18 protein-coding genes are annotated in these 23,116 nt (G+C 65.7%); 11 read left to right on the top strand and 7 right to left on the bottom strand.

From position 1 onward, the window contains the following. Nucleotides 1–103: 103 nt before the first annotated feature. The 7 genes from pimA (at nt 104) to E4K64_RS29570 (ending at nt 9,082) form a co-directional block, all read left to right on the top strand. Nucleotides 104–1,786, top strand: a complete 1,683-nt coding sequence (gene pimA / locus E4K64_RS29600; RefSeq protein WP_135166633.1) for a dicarboxylate--CoA ligase PimA — start codon at nt 104–106, stop codon at nt 1,784–1,786. Beyond that, complete coding sequence (locus E4K64_RS29595; RefSeq protein ID WP_135166632.1) at nt 1,783–2,970, top strand: acetyl-CoA C-acyltransferase; 1,188 nt, start codon at nt 1,783–1,785, stop codon at nt 2,968–2,970. Before pimA ends, E4K64_RS29595 begins: the two co-directional genes overlap by 4 nt. Before the next feature lie 149 nt (nt 2,971–3,119). After that, nucleotides 3,120–4,310 carry a pimeloyl-CoA dehydrogenase large subunit gene (gene pimC / locus E4K64_RS29590; protein ID WP_135166631.1) on the top strand — a complete coding sequence of 397 codons (1,191 nt, stop codon included), beginning with the start codon at nt 3,120–3,122 and terminating at the stop codon, nt 4,308–4,310. Between the two features lie 168 nt (nt 4,311–4,478). Next, complete coding sequence (pimD, locus tag E4K64_RS29585; RefSeq protein ID WP_135166630.1) at nt 4,479–5,621, top strand: pimeloyl-CoA dehydrogenase small subunit; 1,143 nt, start codon at nt 4,479–4,481, stop codon at nt 5,619–5,621. Nucleotides 5,622–5,767: 146 nt separating this feature from the next. Next, nucleotides 5,768–6,541 carry an SDR family NAD(P)-dependent oxidoreductase gene (locus E4K64_RS29580; RefSeq protein WP_135166629.1) on the top strand — a complete coding sequence of 258 codons (774 nt, stop codon included), beginning with the start codon at nt 5,768–5,770 and terminating at the stop codon, nt 6,539–6,541. 212 nt (nt 6,542–6,753) lie between these two features. Continuing rightward, nucleotides 6,754–8,259: a glycerol kinase GlpK gene (gene glpK, locus E4K64_RS29575; RefSeq protein ID WP_135166628.1), complete on the top strand. Its 1,506-nt coding sequence runs from the start codon at nt 6,754–6,756 to the stop codon at nt 8,257–8,259. A gap of 229 nt (nt 8,260–8,488) precedes the next feature. Beyond that, complete coding sequence (locus E4K64_RS29570) at nt 8,489–9,082, top strand: GNAT family N-acetyltransferase (RefSeq protein ID WP_135166627.1); 594 nt, start codon at nt 8,489–8,491, stop codon at nt 9,080–9,082. A 178-nt stretch (nt 9,083–9,260) separates the two neighbouring features. Here E4K64_RS29570 and E4K64_RS29565 read toward each other — a convergent pair whose 3' ends face one another. After that, nucleotides 9,261–10,175, bottom strand: a complete 915-nt coding sequence (locus E4K64_RS29565) for a LysR substrate-binding domain-containing protein (protein WP_135166626.1) — start codon at nt 10,173–10,175, stop codon at nt 9,261–9,263. A 119-nt stretch (nt 10,176–10,294) separates the two neighbouring features. Here E4K64_RS29565 and E4K64_RS29560 point away from each other — a divergent pair, with 119 nt between their 5' ends. Then, nucleotides 10,295–11,647 (top strand): MFS transporter, encoded by a 1,353-nt coding sequence (locus E4K64_RS29560; RefSeq protein ID WP_135166625.1) that lies wholly within the window; start codon nt 10,295–10,297, stop codon nt 11,645–11,647. Between the two features lie 306 nt (nt 11,648–11,953). On the opposite strand, the gene E4K64_RS29550 is transcribed toward E4K64_RS29560, so the two are convergent. Continuing rightward, the gene (locus E4K64_RS29550; RefSeq protein ID WP_235884810.1) at nt 11,954–12,469 is read right to left on the bottom strand and encodes a DUF6636 domain-containing protein; all 516 of its coding nucleotides are present in this window, start codon (nt 12,467–12,469) and stop codon (nt 11,954–11,956) included. Nucleotides 12,470–12,480: 11 nt separating this feature from the next. After that, a complete protein-coding gene (locus E4K64_RS29545; protein WP_135166623.1) occupies nt 12,481–13,464 on the bottom strand; it encodes a threonine/serine dehydratase in 984 nt (327 codons plus the stop codon). A gap of 27 nt (nt 13,465–13,491) precedes the next feature. On the opposite strand from E4K64_RS29545, the gene E4K64_RS29540 reads away from it, so the two are divergent. Then, nucleotides 13,492–13,794: an ArsR/SmtB family transcription factor gene (locus E4K64_RS29540; protein ID WP_135166622.1), complete on the top strand. Its 303-nt coding sequence runs from the start codon at nt 13,492–13,494 to the stop codon at nt 13,792–13,794. Nucleotides 13,795–13,916: 122 nt separating this feature from the next. Beyond that, on the top strand, nt 13,917–14,546 hold the full coding sequence (locus tag E4K64_RS29535; protein ID WP_135166621.1) for a glutathione S-transferase family protein: 630 nt from the start codon (nt 13,917–13,919) through the stop codon (nt 14,544–14,546). A 480-nt stretch (nt 14,547–15,026) separates the two neighbouring features. On the opposite strand, the gene metH is transcribed toward E4K64_RS29535, so the two are convergent. After that, entirely contained in the window at nt 15,027–18,881 is a 3,855-nt protein-coding gene (gene metH, locus E4K64_RS29530; protein WP_135166620.1) for a methionine synthase, read from the bottom strand. Between the two features lie 6 nt (nt 18,882–18,887). After that, on the bottom strand, nt 18,888–19,799 hold the full coding sequence (gene metF, locus E4K64_RS29525) for a methylenetetrahydrofolate reductase [NAD(P)H] (RefSeq protein WP_167772325.1): 912 nt from the start codon (nt 19,797–19,799) through the stop codon (nt 18,888–18,890). 376 nt (nt 19,800–20,175) lie between these two features. Between metF and E4K64_RS29520 the strand changes: the two genes are divergently transcribed. Next, nucleotides 20,176–21,195 carry an LLM class flavin-dependent oxidoreductase gene (locus E4K64_RS29520; protein ID WP_135166618.1) on the top strand — a complete coding sequence of 340 codons (1,020 nt, stop codon included), beginning with the start codon at nt 20,176–20,178 and terminating at the stop codon, nt 21,193–21,195. A 128-nt stretch (nt 21,196–21,323) separates the two neighbouring features. Here the strand turns inward: E4K64_RS29520 and E4K64_RS29515 are convergent, their stop codons facing one another. Continuing rightward, nucleotides 21,324–22,184, bottom strand: coding sequence for a prephenate dehydratase (locus tag E4K64_RS29515; protein ID WP_126259711.1), 861 nt, complete (start codon nt 22,182–22,184; stop codon nt 21,324–21,326). Nucleotides 22,185–22,205: 21 nt separating this feature from the next. After that, entirely contained in the window at nt 22,206–22,946 is a 741-nt protein-coding gene (locus E4K64_RS29510; protein WP_135166617.1) for a 3-deoxy-manno-octulosonate cytidylyltransferase, read from the bottom strand. Nucleotides 22,947–23,116: the final 170 nt, after the last annotated feature.

Below are 23,116 nucleotides of genomic sequence, written 5' to 3'. Positions count from 1 at the left end.
ACCCCCTTCCCCAACCCCTCCCCGCAAGGGGGAGGGGAGCCCGTCCGCCGGTGCCCGCCTCACGCGACCCGGCCATTATCGCTTTGCAGAGTCTCGAACGCCTATGACCCATCCCGGCGAACAGTTTTACCCCGAGGGCGTGCGGTGGGACGATCCGATCGTCCAGGGCACGTTGCCCGACCTGCTGTCGAAGGCTGCCGCCGATTACGGCCCGCGCACCGCGTTGGAGTTCCGGGACCGTCCGATCACCTACACCGGGCTCGCAGCTCAGGCCGAGCGCGCGGCAGCGGCGTTCCTGCGCGCCGGCTGCGGCAGGAACTCGTCCGTCGCGCTGTTCCTCGGCAATTCGCCCGACCACCCCGTCAATTTCTTCGGTGCGCTGAAGGCGGGTGCCCGTGTCGCGCACCTCTCGCCGCTCGACGGCGAGATCGCGCTGACGCACAAGGTCTCCGACTCCGGCTCGCGTCTGCTCGTCACCTCGAACCTCCAGGCCTTGTTGCCGACCGCGCTGAAATTCCTGGAGAAGGGACTGATCGACCGCCTGGTCGTCTGCGAGGACGACACTTGGGGCAAGGTCGGCACGCCGCAGGCGGCGATCCCCGATGATCCCCGCATCGTCACCTTCAAGGCCTTTGTCGAGGGCGCGACAGCGCCCGCGCAATGGCCGTCCGTGACGGCCGATGACGTCGCGCTGCTGCAATATACCGGCGGCACCACCGGCCTGCCCAAGGGCGCCATGCTGACCCACGGCAACCTCACCTCCGCCGTGTCGATCTACGACGTCTGGGGTAAGCCGGGGCGCGCCGCGCGCGGCGACGTGATCGAGCGCGTGATCTGCGTGCTGCCGCTGTTCCACATCTACGCGCTCACCGTGGTGCTGTTGTCCTCGCTCAGCCGCGGCAACCTGATCTCGCTGCATCAGCGATTCGACGTCGAAGCCGTGATGCGCGACATCGAGGTCAAGCGCGCGACGTACTTTCCGGGCGTGCCGACGATGTGGATCGCGATCGCGGCGCTTCCCGACCTCGACAAGCGCGACTTCTCCTCGCTCGTCACCATCGGCTCCGGCGGCGCGCCGCTGCCGGTGGAGATCGCGAGCTTCTTCGAGCGCAAGGTCGGCAAGAAGCTGAAGAGCGGCTGGGGCATGACGGAGACCTGCTCGCCCGGCACCGGCCATCCGCCCACGGGGCCGGAGAAGCCCGGCTCGATCGGCCTGATGCTGCCCGGCATCGAGCTCGACGTCGTCGCGCTGGACGATCCCAGGCGCGTGCTTCCGCCCGGCGAGGTCGGCGAGATCCGCATCAAGGGCCCGAACGTCACCAGGGGCTATTGGAACAAGCCGGACGGATCCACCGACGCCTTCGTCGACGGCCGTTTCCTCACCGGCGACATCGGCTATGTCGATGCCGACGGCTATTTCTTCCTGGTCGACCGCAAGAAGGACATGATCATCTCCGGCGGCTTCAACGTCTACCCGCAGATGATCGAGCAGGCGATCTACACCATTCCAGGCGTGCACGAGGTCATCGTGCTCGGCATCCCCGACCCCTACCGCGGCGAGGCCGCCAAAGCCTTCATCAAGCTGAAGCCGGGCGCAAAGCCGTTCTCGCTCGACGAGCTGCGCACTCAGCTCACTGGCAAGCTCGGCAAGCACGAATTGCCGGCCGCGGTCGACTTCGTCGACGATCTGCCGCGCACGCCGGTCGGAAAATTGTCGCGCCACGAATTGCGCCAGCAGCAGAAACCGTCACAATCCACGAAAACAGCAACAGGAGGTCGTTCTTGACCGACGCCGTCATCGTTTCCACCGCCCGCACCCCGATCGGCAAGGCCTATCGCGGCGGGCTCAACGCCACCGAGGGTGCCACGCTGCTCGGCCACGCCATTGGCGAAGCCGTCGCGCGCGCCAAGGTCGATCCGAAGGAGATCGAGGACGTCGTGATGGGCGCCGCGCTGCAGCAAGGCGCGACCGGCGGCAACATCGCGCGCAAGGCGCTGCTGCGCGCCGGCCTTCCCGTCACCGTCGCCGGCACCACCATCGACCGGCAATGCGCCTCGGGCCTGCAGGCGATCGCGCTCGCCGCGCGCTCGGTGCTCTTCGACGGCGTCGAGATCGCGGTCGGCGGCGGCGGCGAGTCGATCAGCCTCGTGCAGAACGACAAGATGAACGGCTTCCACGCCCAGGACCCGGCGCTGCTCAAGATCAAGGGCGAGGTCTACATGCCCATGATCGACACGGCGGAGGTCGTCGCCAAGCGTTACGGCATCTCGCGCGAGAAGCAGGACGAGTATTCGCTGGAGAGCCAGCGCCGCACCGCGGCGGCCCAGCAGGGCGGCAAGTTCAAGGAGGAGATTGCGCCGATCACGACGCAGATGGCGGTCACCGACAAGGCGACCGGCGCGGTGTCGATGAAGGACGTCACGCTGTCGCAGGACGAGGGCCCGCGTCCCGAAACCACGCTCGAAGGCCTTGCCGGCCTCAAGCCCGTGCGCGGCGAGGGTTTCTCGATCACCGCCGGCAATGCCAGCCAGCTCTCCGACGGCGCTAGCGCCTCGGTGATCATGAGCGACAAGGAAGCTTCCAAGCGCGGCCTCAAACCGCTCGGCATCTTCCGCGGCTTCGTCTCCGCCGGCTGCGAGCCGGACGAGATGGGCATCGGCCCGGTCTTCGCCGTGCCGCGCCTGCTCAAGCGCCACGGCCTCACCGTCGACGACATCGGCCTGTGGGAGCTCAACGAAGCCTTCGCGGTGCAGGTGCTGTATTGCCGCGACAAGCTCGGCATCGACCCCGACAAGATCAACGTCGACGGCGGCGCGATCGCGGTCGGCCATCCCTACGGCATGTCGGGCGCGCGCCTGACCGGTCACGCCTTGATCGAAGGCCGCCGCCGCAAGGCGAAATACGCCGTCGTCACCATGTGCGTCGGCGGCGGCATGGGCGCGGCGGGCTTGTTCGAGGTGCTGCAGTAAATGTTTCTGTCATTCCGGGGCGCCGCGAAGCGGCGAGCCCGGAATCCATAACCAGCAGTCGGGGATATGGATTCCGGGCCTGCGCCTTACGGCGCATCCCGGAATGACGGCGGGTTTGGTAAGAAAAAAATCGCTCACAGGAGGATCCGATGGATCTCGCATTCACGAAAGAAGAGCAGACGTTTCGCGAGGAAGTGCGGCAGTTCTTCCGCGACAACGTGCCGCCGGATACGCGGCGCAAGATGATCGAGGGCCGTCATCTCTCGAAGGACGAGATGGTGACGTGGTGGCGCATCCTCAACAAGAAGGGCTGGGGCGTCAGCCACTGGCCGAAGGAATATGGCGGCACCGGGTGGACGCCCGTGCAGCATTATATCTTCAATGAGGAGCTGCAGGCGCATCCCGCGCCGCAGCCGCTCGCCTTCGGCGTCAGCATGGTCGGCCCCGTCATCTACACCTTCGGCAACGAGGAGCAGAAGAAGAAGTATCTGCCGCGCATCGCGAACGTTGACGATTGGTGGTGCCAGGGCTTCTCCGAGCCCGGCTCCGGCTCCGACCTCGCCTCGCTCAAGACCAAGGCTGAGCGCCGCGGCGACAAGTGGATCATCAACGGCCAGAAGACCTGGACCACGCTCGCCCAGCACGCCGACATGATCTTCTGCCTCTGCCGCACCGACAACAACGCCAAGAAGCAGATGGGCATCTCCTTCATCGTGTTCTCGATGAAGTCGAAGGGCGTCACCGTGCGCCCGATCCAGACCATCGATGGCGGTGCCGAGGTGAACGAGGTGTTCTTCGACGACGTCGAGGTGCCCGTCGAGAATTTGATCGGCGAGGAGAACAAGGGCTGGGACTACGCCAAGTTCCTGCTCGGCAACGAGCGCACCGGCATCGCCCGCGTCGGCGTCTCCAAGGAGCGGCTGCGCCGCATCCGCGATCTCGCCTCGAAGGTCGAATCCGGCGGCAAGCCGATCATCCAGGACGCCGCGTTCCGCGAGAAGCTGGCGGCGTGCGAGATCGAGCTGAAGGCGCTCGAGCTGACCCAGCTCCGCGTCGTCGCGGACGAGGGCAAGCACGGCAAGGGCAAGCCCAATCCGGCCTCCTCGGTGCTGAAGATCAAGGGCTCCGAAATCCAGCAGACCACCACCGAGCTGCTCATGGAAGTGATCGGGCCGTTCGCCGCGCCCTATGACGTGCACGGCGACGACGGCTCGAACGAAGCCATGGACTGGACCGCCCAGATCGCGCCGAGCTACTTCAACAATCGCAAGGTTTCGATCTACGGCGGCTCCAACGAGATCCAGCGCAACATCATCGCCAAGGCGGTGCTGGGGCTGTGATTGATTGAATGCAGAACGCTGTCGTCCCCCGCGAAGGCGGGGGACCCAGTACGCCGCGGCGATCGTGAGTCCCGCCAGCGCCTGCGTTTACTGGATCCCCGCCTTCGCGGGGATGACATCTGAGGGTGAGGCGACGGCAGGGCAATTCCCGCCGATTTGGAGAGAGACATGGATTTTGATCTGAACGAGGAGCAGCGGCTTCTCAAGGAAAGCGTCGACGGCCTGCTGACCGATTCCTACGATTTCGAGCAGCGCAAGAAGTACATGGCGGAGAAGGGCGGCTGGAGCAAAACGGTCTGGCTCAAGCTCGCCGAGCAGGGCCTGCTCGGCCTGCCCTTCGCAGAGGCCGATGGCGGCTTCGGCGGCGGCGGCGTCGAGACCATGATCGTGATGGAAGCGCTCGGCAAGGCGCTGGTGCTCGAGCCGTATCTGGCGACCGTGGTGATCGGCGGCGGCTTCCTGCGCCATGCCGGCACCGATGCGCAGAAGGCCGCGCATGTCCCGTCGATCATCGACGGCAGCAGGACGCTGGCGTTTGCTCAGCTCGAGAAGAATTCGCGCTACGATCTGTTCGACGTCACCACGACCGCGAAGAAGAAGGGCGATGGTTGGGTCATCGATGGCGAGAAGTTCGTCGTGCTCAACGGCGAGAATGCCGACACGCTCATCGTCACCGCGCGCACCAAGGGCGAGCGCCGCGACACGTCCGGCATCGGCGTGTTCCTGGTGCCGGCGAATGCCAAGGGCGTCGCCAGGAAGGGCTATCCGACCCAGGACGGCCTGCACGCCGCCGACATCACCTTCACCGGTGTCGAGGTCGGCCCGGATGCCGTGCTCGGCAATCCCGAGGATTCGCTGGCGCTGATCGAGCGCGTGGTGGACGAGGCCCGCGTCGCGCTCTGCGCCGAGGCGGTCGGGCTGATGGACGAATCGCTCAAGACCACGGTCGAGTACATCAAGACGCGCAAGCAGTTCGGCGTCGCGATCGGCTCGTTCCAGTCGCTGCAGCACCGCGCCTCCGACATGTTCGTCGCCACTGAACAGGCGCGCTCGATGTCGATGTTCGCCACCATGGCGAACGATTTCGAGAACGCCAAGGAGCGCAGCAATGCCATCGCCGCGGCCAAGGTGCAGATCGGCAAGTCGCTGAAGTTCGTCGGCCAGCAGTCGATCCAGCTTCACGGCGGCATCGGCATGACCATGGAGGCCAAGATCGGCCATTACTTCAAGCGCCTCACTATGATCGAGAACACCTTCGGCGACACCGACTACCACCAGCGCCGCGTCGCCGACGCGGGCGGGTTGGTTTGAGTTCAGCCGAACCACACGCGACTGTCATCCCGGGGCGCGCGTAGCGCGAACCCGGGATCCATCGGGTGGCATTACGCGCGGTGAAATGGATTCCGGGCTCGCGCCAGGTGGCGCGCCCCGGAATGACGAAGAGAGAGGGAGCCCCCATGAAAAACACCCCGTTCGATCTCACCGGCAAGGTCGCGGTCGTCACCGGCTCCAGCCGCGGCATCGGCCGCTCCTCCGCCGAATTGCTGGCAAAGTTAGGGGCCAAGGTCGTGGTGTCTTCGCGCAAGGCCGACGCCTGCAAGGAGGTCGCCGACGGCATCATCGCGTCCGGCGGTGACGCCATCGTCATTCCCTGCAACATCGCCCGCAAGGCCGAGGTCGAGGCGCTGATCGCGGGCGCGACGAAACATTACGGCAAGATCGACATCCTGGTCTGTAACGCCGCGGTGAATCCGTATTACGGCCCGCTGCTCGACATCACCGACGAAGCCTTCGACAAGATCATGGGCTCGAACGTCAAGAGCAACATCTGGCTCTCCGCGCTCGCGATCCCGCAGATGGCGGAGCGCGGCAACGGCTCCGTGATCATCATCTCCTCGATCGGCGGCCTGCGCGGCTCCACCGTGATCGGTGCCTACGGCATCTCCAAGGCCGCCGATTTCGCGCTGTGCCGTTCGCTCGCCGGCGAATGGGGCCCGAAAGGCGTTCGCGTCAATTGCATCGCGCCCGGCCTGGTCAAGACCGACTTCGCCCGCGCGCTGTGGGAAGACGAAGCCAATCTGAAGCGCCGCACCGCCACCACTCCGCTCCGCCGCATCGGCGAGCCCGACGAGATCGCCGGCGCCGTCGCCTATCTCGCCTCGGACGCATCGAGCTTCTTGACCGGCCAGACCATCGTCATCGACGGCGGCGTGACCACAGCCGCGGTGTAGATCCGGGACCCATAGCCACAGGGAGAAGTTTGGCGAAGACTCGCGGCTACCAGCCAGGGCTCCAATCTCTCCCTGGGGTTATGGGTCCCCGCGTTCGCGGGGACGACGACGGAGCCTGAGGCGTGCTCAGGGATATTGACCTTCCGCCTCCAATCCGCTCCCTTTGCCGCGACACAATGATCCCACCAGGGAAACCGCCAAGGTAAGCCGCCATGTCTTTCGTCCTCGCCATCGACCAGGGCACCACCTCCTCGCGCGCCATCGTGTTTCGCGGCGATATTTCCATCGCCGCCAAGGCGCAACAGGAGTTTCCGCAGCATTTCCCGGCCTCGGGCTGGGTCGAGCACGAGCCGGAGGACATCTGGACCTCGACCGTGATGGTCTGCCGCGAGGCGATCGAGCAGGCCGGCATCAGCGCGAAGGACATCGCCGCGATCGGCATCACCAACCAGCGCGAGACCACGGTGGTGTGGGACCGCGCCACCGGCCAGGCCGTGCATCGCGCCATCGTCTGGCAGGACCGGCGCACCGCCGACATCTGCGCGAAACTCAAGGCAGAGGGCCGCGAGCCGGTGATCTCCAGGAAGACCGGCCTGATCATCGATCCCTATTTCTCCGGCACCAAGGTTGCCTGGATCCTCGACCACGTCCCCGGCGCCCGCGCCCGCGCCGCCCGCGGCGAATTGATGTTCGGCACCGTCGATTGCTACCTGCTCTGGCGCCTCACCGGCGGCAAGGTGCACGCCACCGACGCCACCAACGCCTCGCGCACGCTGCTGTTCAACATCCACACCGGCCAGTGGGACGACGAGCTGCTGGAGATCATCGGCGTGCCGCGCTCGATGCTGCCCGAGGTGAAGGACTCTTCCGCCCGCTTCGGCGAGAGCACGCCCGATCTGTTCGGCGGCGCGATCGCGATCTCCGGCATCGCCGGCGACCAGCAGGCCGCCACCATCGGCCAGGCCTGCTTCCGCCCGGGCATGATGAAGTCCACCTACGGCACCGGCTGCTTCGCGCTGCTCAACACCGGCACCACGCCCGTCGTCTCCAAGAACAAGCTGCTCACCACCGTCGCCTACCAGCTCGACGGCAAGCGCACCTACGCGCTGGAAGGCTCGATCTTCGTCGCCGGCTCCGCGGTGCAATGGCTGCGCGACGGCCTCGGCATCATCAAGCACGCCGCCGAGACCGGGCCTCTTGCCGATCAGTCGGACTCCATGCAGAGCGTCTATCTCGTCCCGGCCTTCGTCGGCATGGGCGCGCCCTACTGGAATCCGCGCGTGCGCGGCGCGCTGTTCGGCCTCACCCGCAACACCGGCCCCGCCGAACTCGCCCACGCCGCGCTGGAAAGCGTCTGCTACCAGACCTTCGACCTCTGGGCCGCGATGCGCGCGGACTGGCCGAGCTCGGAGACCGCAAGCGTCGTGCTCCGCGTCGACGGCGGCATGACGGCGTCGGACTGGACCATGCAGCGCCTCTCCGATCTGCTCGATGCACCAGTAGACCGTCCGGTGATCCAGGAAACCACGGCACTGGGCGCCGCCTACCTCGCCGGCCTCAACGCCGGCGTCTATCCCGAGCCGACCAAGTTCGCCGACAATTGGCGATTGGAGCACCGCTTCAAGCCGAACATGAGCCAGGCGACGCGCGAGCGAAAGCTCGCCGGCTGGGCGCGCGCGGTGAAGGGCGTGCTGGCGAGCGACGAGGGGGAGGGGTAGGCGCGACCGCCAAGTCCATCTCGCTGGGATTGAGGTGACGAGGTGAATCAACAGGCAAGCTGTCGTCCCGGCGAAGGCCGGGACCCATACTCCGCAGCAGAGCTTGTGAACGGGACACGTCGTTCCAGCCCGCAAACCAATCCACATTCGTGGTTATGGGTCCCGGCCTTCGCCGGGACGACACCGATTGTATGGCCGCAGCTTGGCCTGAACTGAACGAGCAAGCCCCATGATCCTTCCCGACGGCTACTCCGACGTCCCCCCCGGCAAGATCGCCGCGGTCGTCACCCATCTGGAAATGACTGCACCTCCCGTGCGCCGCGCCGATCCCCCTGGCGCGTGGACCTTGCGCAAGGTCGATGCCCCCGCGCTTCCCTGGTACCGCGATCTCTTCCGCCGCGTCGGCGAGGACTGGCTGTGGTTCTCGCGACCACGCATGAACGACACCAAGCTTGCCGCGATCCTCCACGCGCCGGGCATTGAGGTCTACGCATTGGTCGCGGATGGCCGCGACGAAGGCCTGCTCGAGCTCGACTTCCGCGAGCCCGGCCAGTGCGAGCTGTCTTATTTCGGCGTCACCGCACCCTTGATCGGCACCGGCGCCGCCCGCTTCCTGATGAACCGCGCGCTGGAGCTCGCGTGGTCGCACGATGTCGGCCGCGTCTGGGTCCACACCTGCACGCTCGACCATCCCTCCGCCGTCGCGTTCTACCAACGCTCCGGCTTCCGCCCCTTCCGCCGCCAGGTCGAAATCGCCAACGACCCGCGGCTCGATGGCACCGCGCCGCCCGATGCGGCGAAGCATGTGCCGATCATTGAGTGATCTGCGTCTGTCTCGCCGCCCCTTTGCGAAGCAATCAAGGCTGCCCCCGCGGACAGATTCTGGATTGCTCCGCGGAGCCTGTCATCGGGCCGCGCCATGCGCGGACCCGTTGGCTCGCAATGAGGGCGAGCCGACGCTGCCGTCAGCGCGTCAACGTGCGGCGGTGCCGGCCGGTCTCCTATCGGACGCATTCGTTGGCTTCGTCCAAAAGCCATGCAACAAATGCCTTCACCCGAGCATCACTTGCCAGGACCGCGGGCCAGCGCACGAGGTGTACCTTCGTCGACGGCATATCCCAGGTCTCAGGCAGCACGCGCACAAGGCGACCGTCAATGAGCGCGTCGCGCGCGAGGAGTGAGCGCGTCAGCACGACGCCGCTGCCTTGAAGTGCGGCACCGATCGCTGTCGCCATGTTGGCGTAACGTAGTCCAACCGGCGGCGGCGCATTGAGGCCAAGTCGCGCGAACCACGTCGACCAGGACCACTCCGTTCCCGCGTTCGCGTCTGCGCCAACCCCCTTATGGATCAGCGGCAGCGCGGCAATGCGCATCGGATCGTCGAGCGGCGCGGACGGCAACAGTTGCGCGTGGCAAACGGGGAAGACCTGCTCGCGCAACAACACGCGCTGCGTCGAGGTCTCGCGTGCCTCGCCCTCGAGGAGCCAATGGATCGTGATGTCGAGATCGAGGTGGATTGCTTGCGCCGTGCTCTCGACGATGATCAGTTCGACCGGCGTCGATGAGGCCTTGAACATCGGCAGGCGTGCGACGAGCCAATAGTCCGCAAGCGCCGCACTGACGCCGACGCGCAATGGTCCATTGCTGGCGGCGGCGCGGCATCGCGCGCGTAGCTCGCCTAGGCCGGTGAGGAGTTCCGCGAGGCCGGATGCAAGCGCTTCACCGGCGGGCGTCGGCCGCATGCCGCCCGAAGTCCGCATCAGCAGTGGCAAACCCATAAAGTCTTCCAGCCGGCGCAACCGGTGACTCACTGCGCTCTGCGTCACCCGGAGGTCGCTTGCTGCGGCGGTGACGCTGCCGAGGCGGTGCACGGCTTCGAAGGCAATCAGGGCATCGAATGGAGGTTGCGCGGTCATGTCGGCATTATGAAGGAGATTCATCCTGAATTGAACACTCGGCATACGCCAAGAACGTAAACCGATGATAACTAGCGGGCATCCAGGGCTCCTGCGCGGCACTTATCGGCAGAGGATTTGTGAAGACGGCACCCTCGCTATCCGCTCGTGATCTTTCCGTTGCACTGACACTCGGCCTCGGTGCGTTCTTCACGAATCTCGACGTCACCGCCGTCGTCGTTGCGCTGCCAGCGATGGAGCGCACCCTCAACTTCGACATGGCCGCGACAGCGTGGGTGATTGATGCGTACTCTCTCGCTTTCACGGGCATGCTGCTGGCGGCTGGGGCAATCGCCGATCGCTTCGGTCGCCGCAGCGCTTTGCTGACCGGCAATGCGATCTTCCTTGTCGCTTCCCTTGCTTGCGGCCTTGCCTGGGACGGTCCGTCGTTGTGGCTCGCCCGAGGTCTGCAAGGCGTTGGCGCAGCGTTTGTCGTCACAGGCGCCTTGGCGCTCGTCGCCAGCGCGTTCCCGGATGCCGTCGCCAGAGCGCGTGTGTTCGCCTTGATGGGCGTGGTCTCCGGTGTTGGGATGGCCCTGGGGCCGACGCTCGGTGGCGTGATCACGGCTTGGACCGGGTGGCGCTGGATCTTCTTCATCAACGTGCCGTTCTGCGTGGCTCTGACCATTGCGGCGCCGCGGCTCGTCGCCGAGAGCCAAGCCGCGGAGAAGCGCTCGCTCGATATTGTCGGCGTCGCCCTGTTGACGATGGCACTCGCGCTGCTGATTGAGGCGACGTTGCGCGTACGTGCCGACATGATCGGTGCCGCGAGCCTCGGCGGCGCGGCCCTTTTGCTGTTGGCAGGCTTCGCCCTTCAACAGCATCGGCGCGCTGTGCCGCTCCTCGACCCGAACGTGTTCGGTACACCCCCGATGATCGGTGTCGGCCTGCTGCTGATTGCGGTCTCCGTCAGCTACTGGGCCATCCTTGTCTATCTGCCGCCAGCGATGCAGAGCGCATTCGGGTGGCACACCAATCGTACTGGCCTCGCGCTACTCGCTGCAACAGCGCCCATGCTAATCGTGCCGCCAATTGGCGGTCGCCTCGTCATGCGCATCGGTTGGCGCTGGCACTTCGCGCATTCTCTCGCGATACTCGCGGTCGGTAATCTCCTCTTACTTGCATCCCTCTGGCGTACAGATACGGCCGAGACCCTCGGACTCATGCTCGCGGGCATGGTAGTGATCGGCAGCGGCGCAGCGCTTGCTCACCCGCAACTTTCGGGTGCCCTGCTTGCGCTCGCTCCGCCGGACCGTTCCGGCATGGCCTCTGCCATGACGATCGTGGCGCGGCAGGGTGGCTTCGCGCTTGGGATCGCTGCGCTGGCAGTAGTTGGTGGCGGGCAAGCCTTCGAGGCCATCTTTGCCACCGCGGCGTCAACAGCAGTCTTGGGCGCTCTCGCAGCAATTTTCCTGCTTCCCGCCAATCGGTGAGCGCATGAAGTATGGCTCTGGTTTGACCCGCGACCGCCGGCGAGCGGGCTGCCGCGCTCGTGCGTCGGGGTTTGTGACCTGCACCTCGAAGACTGCTGCATCGTTGCGCCGGAGGTCGTCTTCCCAATCCTGTCGATCCTCATCAGTCAAGGGCACGATTTCATTGCGTCTGCCAACGCTCCGCAGGAAGGTTTTCAGTTCTTCGCTGAAGTTAGGAAATCGATCAGCTCCCGGATAAATCGGGTATAGGCCACCTTGTCCGCGCTATAGGAGTAGGCGCCCAATATATTGAGCGATGGAGACATATCAGCACGCACGTCGTTCTGGCCCCATGCGGCCCCGATCGTGATCGAGGCTATTCCAACGATGAAAAGCGAGCGGAGCATGCCTCAAAACAACTCCTGCTTCCCCCGCGCTAGCGAAAACCCCCGCTGCATCGCATTGAAGCGTCAGCCCCGTCTGCTCCGACCGGCAGGTAAATCCCCCGCGCTGCCACACCTCGCCATAGGCCAGCACCGGCAGCGAGGGGTCCATCACGGTGTCGCCGGCGCAGATGCGGCTTGCGGCGCCCTTCGCGCTCATCTCGAAGGCTTGGCCCCAGTCGAGCTCGCAATCGGCGGGCCGCCGCGGCCGGCTCTCCATGTTCATGATGTCGCAGCGGAGCACGCCCTGACCGTTGTCGGTGAAGAACTGGCAGGCGATGTTCTGCGACGGCGTGAGAAAGCCGATCGGGCGGTCGTCGATCTGGCGGTCCTGGGCATGGGCGGCACCGATCATCGGCAGCAGGATCGATATCAGGATCAGTCCGCGCGGTCCCGTCATGTCATTCCCGTTCAGCTATCGAAATTCACCGCATTGGTGTTGGCGCCGCAGACCAGAATGGCGACGCGCTCGGCAGGTGACGGACGATAGCGGCCGGAGAGCACCGCGGCAAAGGCGGCTGCGCCGCCGGGCTCGGCGACGAGGCGCAAGTGCGACCACAGCTCGGCCTGGGCCTGCCGGATCGCATCGTCGCTGACCAGGACGACGCGCTCGACATGGGCGCGCGCGACCGGAAACATCAACTCGCCGACGCGCCGCGGCGCCAGGCTGTCGGCGGCGATGCCGCCAGCCGGCGCGTCGACCGGCGCGCCCGCCTCGAACGCGTTATGCAGTGTTGGCGATTGTTCCGGCTCGACCGCGATGATGCGCGTCCTGCCGGCGTACCAGGCTGCAATGCCGCCGATCAGTCCGCCGCCGCCGACCGCCACCAGCAGCGTGTCGATGCCGGGAGCATCCTGCTCCAGCTCCAGTCCGACGCTGCCCTGGCCAAGCAGGGTTTCGGCCTGATCGTAGGCATGGACCGCCAGCGCGCCGCTCTGCGCGACATGCGCCTCGCTTGCGGCGAGCGCATCGGCGTAGCGGCTGCCCGCGATCACGAGCTTGGCGCCATAATTCCTGATCCGCTCGGCCTTGGCCGGCGAGGTGATGTCGGGCACGAAGATCGTGGCGGGACGGCCGAGCCGCTGCGCCGCATAGGCGACCGCCGCGCCGTGATTGCCGCCGGATGCGGCGACGACACCGGCCTGCGGCACCTGCCGCAGCAACAGATTGGCGAAGGCGCCGCGCGCCTTGAACGATCCTGAATGCTGCAGCATCTCGAGCTTGAACGTGACCGGCGCGGCCGGCAGGCCGAAATCGGCGAGATCGGCCTGAACCAGGGGCGTGCGCCTGATATGCGGACGGATGACCGCCTCGGTCGCCGCAATCCGCTCCCGCGTGATGTCCATTGTCGCTGTCATGATGTCGTCCAGAATAGCGCATCCGAGAGTTGACATCAATTAGGTAATTAGCAAAATGGCTAAATGAAATTTGCTGTCGCCTTGCGCGCGCTCGCCAACGAACGCCGCCTGCAGATCCTGGAATGGCTGCGCGATCCGCGGAAGCATTTTCGCGAGCAGGCCGATGGCGACCTGGTCGAGGACGGCGTCTGCGGCTTGTTGATCGCCGAAAAGCTCGGCGTCAGCGCGCCGACATTGAGCGAGCACATGCGGGTGCTGACATCAGCCAAGCTGGTGCGCGCCAAGCGGATCAAGCAGTGGACGATGTACAAGCGCAACGAGACCGCCATCGCCGCGATCAAGCGCTCGATCCAGGACGGGCTTTGACGGGTAGCGCGTGAGGGCATTGCGGGCGTGCTCCGTTTCCGAGATAATTGTTGCGCCGCACCGAGCCGGTCGTGGAGACTGGTCGGCCCTGCCGTGTTCAACGATTGAGAAGAGCGAGAACCATGTTCCTGATCGGCCAATATGATTCCCCCTTCGTCCGCCGCGTCGCGATTGCGCTGAAGCTTTACGGCCTTCCCTTCGAGCACAGGCCGTGGTCGACCTTCGGCGACGCCGACAAGATCGCGCCCTACAACCCGCTGCGCCGCGTGCCGACCCTGGTGCTGGACGACGGCGAGGCGCTGATCGAGAGCATGATCATCCTGGATTATCTCGACGAGCGCGTCGGCGAGGCGCAGGCGATGCTGCCGCGCAGCGGCCCTGAGCGGCGCGGGCATCTGCGCATCTGCGCGCTCGCCTCCGGCCTCGGCGACAAGGCGGTGAGCCTGCTCTACGAGCGCGTGCTGCGGAAGGAGCAACTCGCGCTGTGGGTCGAGCGCTGCCAGGCGCAGATCGGCGACGTGCTCAAGGTGCTCGAGGCCGAGCGGGCCAAGGTGGCAACGCCGTACTGGCTGGGCGATCGGATCGGCCACGCCGACGTCGCGGTGGCCTGCGTCGTCCGCTTCACCCGCGAGGCGCATCCGCAGCTGTTCGACGCCTCGCGCTATCCGGCGCTGGCAGCTCATGCCGAGCGCTGTGAGGCCTTGGCACCGTTCAAGGAGATCGTGCAGCCGCTGGCGCCGCCGAAGGGGTAGGGCTTCCTTCCCTCCCTGGAGGGCAGGGTTATCGCATATGAGTTCTTGGCAGGGCCTGAGCAAGCGCCTCGTCCTTCGAAACGACCGCGGAGCCTGTCATCGGGCGCGCTATGCGCGGACCCGGTGGCGGTCTCCTCAGGATGAGGCTAAGTGGCATCGATGCCCGCTGAAACTGCTGCCGCACACTCCGTCCTCATCCTGAGGAGCCGCGCTCTTCGCGCGGCGTCTCGAAGGATGGCCGCAGGGAGAAGCTCTCGAATGCGATAGACCGGTCCCGCACCTCGCTTCGCTCGTGGGGGCTGCAGGCGAAGGCAATCAAGGCCGGAGCGTGCAACGGCCGCAGCAGCCGACGATGGAATATTGCCGCTGTTTTGCCCGACGCCGGCAACTCGCTTCGGCAAGGCCGAAATTTCTCAAGCATTTCAACCCCATCGCTACTGTGCATGGGGTTGTTTTCGCAATTTTTGTTTTGAGGCGCGACTACACCGCGCCCGCGCGCTTCTTCTGCCAGACCAGATGCACCGCGCAGGTGCAGCCCGGCGGGTGCGAGGCAAGGTCCTTGGGGGCCTCGTCATTCGCGGGCGTCGCCGCAAAAGTCTTGTCGCTCGCGCTCTGCTGCGACGGGATGTAGTTCAGCACCGGCGCGAGCCAGCGCTCGGTCTCCGCCACGCTCATGCCCTTGCGCGCGGCGTAATCCTCGACCTGGTCGCGCTCGATCTTGCCGACGCCGAAATAATAGCTCGCGGGATTTGCGAAATAGAGCCCGGACACGCTGGAGCCCGGCCACATCGCAAAGCTCTCGGTCAGCTTCACGCCCGCCGTGTTCTCGGCGTCGAGCAGCTCGAACAGCGTCGCCTTCTCGGTGTGGTCGGGCTGCGCGGGATAGCCGGGCGCGGGGCGGATGCCCTGGTACTTCTCGAGGATCAGATCGTCGGGCGAGAGCGCTTCGCTAGGTGCATAAGCCCAGAACTCGCGGCGCACGCGGGCATGCATGCGCTCGGCGAAGGCCTCGGCGAGGCGGTCGGCCAGCGCCTTGCACAGGATCGAGGAATAATCGTCGTTCGCCATCTTGAAGCGGTCGGCGACCGCATCCTCGCCGATCCCGGCGGTGACCACGAAGCCGCCGACATAGTCGGGCACGCCCGCGGGCGCGACGAAGTCCGCGAGGGCGGCGTTGAAACGGCCCTCGCGCTTCTCGAGCTGCTGGCGCAGCGTGTGCAGCGTCGCGATCTTCTTGGTCCGGCTCTCGTCGGCATAGAGCGCGATGTCGTCGCCTTCGGCGTTCGCCGGCCAGAAGCCGATCGTCGCGCGCGCCCGGAACCATTTTTCCTTGACGATGGTGTCGAGCATCTTGCGCGCGTCGTCATAGAGCGAGCGCGCGACCTCGCCGACCTTGGCATCGTCGAGAATGGCGGGGAAGCGTCCCGCGAGCTCCCAGGTCTGGAAGAACGGCGTCCAGTCGATGTAAGGCACGAGCTCGGCGAGATCGTATTCGTCGAAGCTGCGGATGCCGAGGAACGTCGGCTTCACCGGCTTGTTCGCAGCGAAATCAACCGGCACGCGGTTGGCGCGGGCGTCAGCCAGCTTCAGGCGCTTCTTGTCGGCCTGCGCGCGCAGATGTGCTTCCGAGATCTTTGCGTATTCAGCGCGCACCTCGGCGGCATAGGCCTCGCGCTTCTCGGGCGAGATCAGCGAGGAGGCGACGCCGACCGCGCGGCTGGCATCGTTGACATGGACCACCGGACCTGCGCGATAGCTCGGGTCGATCTTGACCGCCGTGTGCACGCGGCTGGTGGTGGCGCCGCCGATCAGGAGCGGCAGCTTGAGGCCTTCGCGCTGCAATTCGCTGGCGAAGAACGCCATCTCGTCGAGCGAGGGCGTGATCAGGCCGGAGAGGCCGACGATGTCGGCCTTCTCGGCCTTCACGGTCTCGACGATCCTGGCGGCGGGCACCATCACGCCGAGGTCGATGACCTCGAAATTGTTGCACTGGAGCACGATGCCGACGATGTTCTTGCCGATGTCGTGGACGTCGCCCTTGACGGTCGCGAGCACGATCTTGCCGGCGGACGAGGAGCCCTCGGTGCCGATACCGTTGGCGAGGTTGCGGGCCTTCTCTTCCTCCATGAACGGCATCAGCCAGGCCACCGCCTGCTTCATCACGCGCGCGGACTTGACGACCTGTGGCAGGAACATCTTGCCGTCGCCGAAGAGGTCGCCGACCACGTTCATGCCGGCCATCAGCGGCCCCTCGATCACGTCGAGCGGGCGCGAGGACTTCTTGCGGGCTTCCTCGGTGTCCTGCTCGATGAATTCGGTGATGCCGTGCACCAGCGAATGCGACAGCCGCTTCTCCACCGGCCATTCGCGCCAGGCGAGATCGGCCTCCTTGCTTTCCGTCTTCTTGCCGCGGAATTTCTCGGCCAGCGCCAGCAGGCGCTCGGACGCGCCCGGATCGCGGTTGAGGACGACGTCCTCGCAGGTCTGGCGCAGCTCCGGATCGATGTCGTCATAGACGATCATCTGCCCGGCATTGACGATGCCCATGTCCATGCCGGCCTTGATGGCGTGATACAGGAACACCGAGTGCATGGCCTCGCGCACCGGCTCGTTGCCGCGGAACGAGAACGAGAGATTCGAGACGCCGCCCGAGATATGCGCGCCCGGCAGGTTCTGCCGGATCCAGCGCGTCGCCTCGATGAAGTCGACGCCGTAATTGTTGTGCTCCTCGATGCCGGTCGCGATCGCGAAGACGTTCGGATCGAAGATGATGTCCTCAGGCGGGAAGCCGACCTTGTTCACCAGGATGTCGTAGGCGCGCTTGCAGATCTCGGTCTTGCGCGCGAACGTGTCGGCCTGGCCGACCTCGTCGAACGCCATCACCACGACGGCCGCGCCATGGCGACGGGCGATCCTGGCTTCGTGAATGAACTTCTCCTCGCCCTCCTTCATCGAGATCGAGTTGACGACCGGCTTGCCCTGCACGCATTTCAGGCCGGCCTCGATCACCGAGAATTTCGAGGAATCGACCATCACGGGGACGCGGGCGATGTCGGGCTCGGCGGCGACGAGGTTGAGGAAGGTCACCATCGCGGCTTCCGAGTCCAGAAGCCCCTCGTCCATGTTGACGTCGATGATCTGGGCGCCGTTTTCGACCTGGTCGCGCGCGACCTGGAGCGCGGCGGTGTAGTCGCCGGCGGTGATCAGCTTGCGGAAGCGGGCCGATCCCGTGACGTTGGTGCGCTCGCCGACATTGACGAAGGGAATGGCGTCCGTCAGCACGAAAGGCTCGAGGCCGGACAGCCGCAGGCGCGGTTCGATCTCGGGCACGATCCGCGGCTTGTGCGGGGCGACGGCCGCCGCAATTGCCGCGATATGATCCGGCGTCGTGCCGCAGCAGCCGCCGACGATGTTGACGAGGCCGTCGCGGGCGAACTCGCCGATCAGCCGCGCCATGTAGTCCGGGCTCTCGTCATATTGGCCGAACTCGTTGGGCAGGCCGGCGTTCGGATAGGCGCAGACCAGCGTATCGGCGACGCGGCCGATGTCCGCGATATGCGCGCGCAAATCTTCGGCGCCGAGCGCGCAGTTGAAGCCGATGGTGACGGGCTTGGCGTGCCGCACCGAATTCCAGAACGCCTCCGGCATCTGGCCCGAAAGCAGGCGGCCGGACTTGTCGGTGATGGTGCCCGACACCATCACGGGCATGTCGATGCCGCGCGCCTCGGTGATCTCGGCGATGGCATAGAGCGCCGCCTTGGCGTTCAGCGTGTCGAAGATGGTCTCGACCAGCAGGAGGTCGACGCCGCCGTCGAGCATGCCGCGGATCTGCTCGCCATAGGATTTGCGCAAATCGTCGAAGGTGACGGCGCGGTAGCCGGGATTGGAAACGTCAGGCGAGATCGAGGCGGTGCGGTTGGTCGGGCCGATGGCGCCCGCGACGAAGCGCGGCTTGCCGTCCTCGGCCGCGACGCGCCGTGCGGCGTTGCCGGCGAGGCGGGCGCCTTCGCGCGCCATCTCGTAGACGATGTCGGTGAGGTCGTAATCGGCTTGCGCGATCGAGGTGGTGGAGAAGGTATTGGTCGCGACGATGTCGGCGCCGGCGCGCAAGTATGCGGCGTGGATGTCCTCGATCGCCTGCGGCTGGGTCAGGATCAAGAGGTCGTTGTTACCGCGCAGGTCGCGGTGAAAATTCTTGAAGCGCTCGCCGCGGAAGGCTTTCTCGTCGAGCTGCAGATTCTGGATCATCGTGCCCATGGCGCCGTCGAGCACCAGGATGCGCTCGCGCGCGGCGTTGAGAAGGGCGGTTCGCTTGGCGGAAACGGGAACGGTCATCTTCTCTCACGCAGCCTTCTGGACGCTCTTGGCCCGGATGCCGAGCAAATGGCTGATCGCGAACACGAGATCGGCGCGGTTCATGGTGTAGAAATGGAAGGTGTCGACGCCGTGCTTGGCGAGCTTCTGCACCTGGCCGGCTGCCACCGTCGCGGCCACCAGCTTGCGGGTCTCGGCGTCCTCGTCGAGGCCCTCGAATTTCGCGGCGAACCAGTCCGGCACCGTGGTGCCGGCGCGGGTGACGAAATTGCGGGCCTGCTTGAAATTGTGCATGGGCATGATGCCCGGCACGATCGGAATGTTGATGCCGCGGGCGCGGACGCGGTCGCGATAGCGGAAGTAGAGGTCGTTGTCGAAGAACACCTGGGTGATCGCGCGCGTCGCCCCGGCATCGACCTTGGCCTTCAGCGTGTCGATGTCGGCGTCGAAGTCGCGCGCCTCGGGGTGCTTCTCGGGATAGGCCGACACGCTGACTTCGATGTCGCCGTGCCGCTTCTTGATTCCGGCGACGAGGTCGGCCGAGTTCTGGTAGCCGTCGGGATGGCTCGCATATGGCGTGCCGATGCCGCCGACGGGATCGCCGCGCAAGGCCACGATGTGGCGGACGCCGACCTCGTGATAGCGGTCGACGATCTCGTCGATCTCGCCGCGCGAGGCGCCGACGCAGGTCAGATGCGCCGCGGGCAGCAGCGCGGTCTCCTTGAGGATGCGGGCGATGGTGGAATGGGTGCGCTCGCGGGTCGAGCCGCCGGCGCCGTAGGTCACCGAGACGAATTTCGGCTCCAGCGGGGCGAGCCGGTTGATGGTGTCCCAGAGATTGCGCTCCATCTCCTCGGTCTTGGGCGGAAAGAACTCGAACGAGATCGCAGGCTGCTTCAGGTGCCCGTCGGCTGTCGCAGGCGTCGTTACGTCAGTCATGGCACCACTCACTCCAATTTCCGCCGGCCGTGGGGTCTAGCTTGGGAGTGCCTAAGATAAGGCAAAGGCGGTCTGGTCGACAGCCCATCGATGATGGGAAGTAGCCCACTAATGCGCGGATATCGTGAAATTTGATGCTGAATGGCCTTGTTGTGGGAAGGTGGATGAATTGGAATAACATATTGTAATATAATTGAGTTATTTGATTCAGGCGCCTTCTCAAGGGTCAGTTTCGTTGGTGGGCAGGATGAAGTTTGCATGTTACGGATGTAATTTGTCCCAACCGTCGTTTTCCACGACGACCCGTCCCTCCGTACCCTCTGACCTGCGCAGCCTGCCATTGCCGCCGCACGGCCCTTCGTTAGGTTAAGGCACCATGATCCCGCTCTCAGTTCTCGACCTCTCCGTCGTCACCACCGGTACCAAGCCCGCCGCGGCGCTGCGCAACAGCATCGATCTGGCACGCCATGTCGATGGGCTCGGCTATGTCCGCTATTGGCTCGCCGAGCACCACAACCTTGCCTCCGTCGCGAGTCCTGCGCCCGACGTCATGATCGGCCAGATCGCAGCGGTGACGCAGCACATCCGCGTCGGCTCCGGCGGGGTGATGCTGCCCAACCACGCCCCGCTGGTGGTGGCCGAGCGCTTCAAGATGCTGGAGGCGCTGTTTCCCGGCCGCATTGACCTTGGCCTCGGTCGCGCGCCCGGCACCGACGGTGCGACGGCCTACGCGCTGCGCAGCCGGCTCGATCGGCGCGAGGGCGACGATTTCCTGGAGCGGCTGCACGAGTTGATTCTGTGGCAGACCCGCGAATTCCCTGCGGGACACCCCTACAACAACGTCGTCGCCATGCCCGACGACACGGCCCTGCCGCCGATCTGGCTGCTCGGCTCCAGCGATTATTCCTCGGAGCTGGCCGCGCAGATCGGCATGGGCTTCGCCTTCGCCCATCACTTCGCGTCCCACGATGCGATCGATGCGATGGTGCATTACCGCAACCGCTTCCAGCCCTCGGCCTGGCGTGCGGACCCGCATGCGATCCTCGCGGTTGCCGTCATCGCGGCCGATACCGATGCGGAGGCCGAACGGCTCGCCAGCTCGTTCGACCTCAACCGGCTGCGCCGCGACCGCGGCCAATATCTGCCGTTGCCGAGCGTGGAGGAGGCGCTGGCCTATCCCTACTCCGACGCCGAGCGCACCTCGATCCTGCGCAACCGTTCCCGCCTGTTCGTCGGCAGCCCCGCGACCGTGCAGAGGAAGCTGCAGCCGTTGATCGACGCGAGCAAGCCGGACGAACTGATGGTCATCACCGCCGTGTACGATCACGAGGCGCGGAAGAAGTCCTATTCGCTGCTGGCGGAGGCGTTCGGGTTGGTGAAGAGAGAAGTCGCGTAACCCGCTCTCGTGCCCCTGACGCAGCGCAGCGCCTCTTCGGCGGTGCGCTGCTGAGCCGGGGCCCATCGCGCCTATGGGTATTGCAGCCCTGGGTCCCGGCTCGCGCTTCGCGCGTCCGGGACACGAGACTAACCCTGCTGCGATTCGCTGAACGTCGCGCGGAACGGATGTCCCGGATATACGCCCACGATGCGGAATTCGCGCGAGAAGAATTTCAGCTCCTCGATGGCGAAAGCGAGGCCCTTGTCCTCGGGGTGGCCGTCGACGTCGGCGTAGAACTGCGTGGCGAAGAAATTGCCGTCGATCATGTAGCTTTCGAGCTTGGTCATGTTGACGCCGTTGGTGGCAAAGCCGCCGAGCGCCTTGTAGAGCGCGGCCGGTAAATTGCGCACCCGGAAAACAAACGTCGTGACCAGCGGGCCGGAGCCCTGCGCGGCCCATCTCGGCTCGCGTGCCAGCACCACGAAGCGCGTGGTGTTGTGAGCCTCGTCCTCGATGTCATCGGCGAGTATGTCGAGGCCATAGATCTTTGCGGCGAGGCGCGAGGCGATCGCCGCGACGGTCTTGTCCTTGCGTTCCGAGATGTCGCGGGCGCTGCCGGCGGTATCGGCGTGCACGATCGGCTTGATGCCGAGCTTGCGGATGATGCGGCGGCACTGGCCGAGCGCATGCACATGGCTCTCGACGCTCCTGATGTCTTCGAGCCTGGTCCCCTTCACCGCCATCAGCTGATGCCGAACGGGGAGAAACCACTCGCCGATGATGAAGAGACCGGAGGCCGGCAGGAGGTGATGGATGTCGGCGACGCGGCCCGCCACCGAATTCTCGATCGGGATCATGCCGAGATCGGCCTCGCCCGACGAGATCGCCGACAGGGCGTCCTCGAAGGTAGCGCAGGGCATCGGCTCGGCCTCGGGATAGGCCTCGACGATGGCGATGTGGGAATTGGCTCCGGGTTCGCCCTGGAATGCGATCTTCATCTTGCTCATGATCGGCCTTGTAACAGCGGCTCAGGATTTGGAAAGGATGCTGCGGGCGGTTTCCAGGTCCGCCGGCGTGTCAACTCCGCGGGGCACTGTATCCACGATGGTGAAGTCGATGCGCATTCCGGCCTCCAGCGCGCGGAGCTGCTCGAGCTTCTCCTGCAATTCCAGCGGAGACGGCGGAAGCGAGACGTAGCGCTCCAGCGCGGCGCGGCGGTAGGCATAGAGCCCGATATGGTGGTAACGCGGTCCGTCGCCGTAAGGGGCGGTCGCGCGGGTAAAATAAAGCGCGCGCATCCGCCTGCCGCCAAGCGAGGTTCCGATCGCCTTCACCACGCTCGGCGCGAGGTCCTCTTCCTCGGTGTGAATCTGCGAGGCCAGGGTCGCGATGTCCACGGCCGGGTCTTGCAGGGGAGGCAGCACCTCGCGGATGTTGTCGATCGTGATGGTTGGGAAATCCCCCTGGAGATTGACCACGATCTCGGCCTTGCCCTCGGGGTCGAGTTTCCGCATGGCTTCGTGGATGCGGTCGGAGCCGGATGGGTGGTCGGGGCGGGTCATAACGGCTTCGCCGCCATGGGCGGTGACGACCGAGGCGATCTCCGGCGTGTCGGTTGCAACCGCGACCCGGCCGATGGCGGCGGCCTCGGCGCGGCGCAGCACGTGGACGATCATCGGCAGGCCCGCGATATCGGCGAGCGGCTTGCCGGGCAGGCGGGTGGCGGCCATACGGGCCGGGATCAGCACCAGGATGCGAGGGTCGATCATGGGTTCAAGTTCTTGGGGTCAAGGGCCTGGAAACGGGGCGTTTTTCGCGCCGAGAAAGGGAGTGGGGACGGGCCTGAAGCCGGCTCGCTTATACGGGTTGCCAGACCCCGGGCAAACCGATATCTCAATGGCAAAACTCGGGGAAACGATAGGGAACGGTTGATTCTCCC

Origin of the sequence: Bradyrhizobium frederickii, from assembly GCF_004570865.1 — a bacterium.
GTDB lineage: Bacteria > Pseudomonadota > Alphaproteobacteria > Rhizobiales > Xanthobacteraceae > Bradyrhizobium > Bradyrhizobium frederickii.
This window is presented reverse-complemented; position numbering and strand designations above follow the sequence as displayed.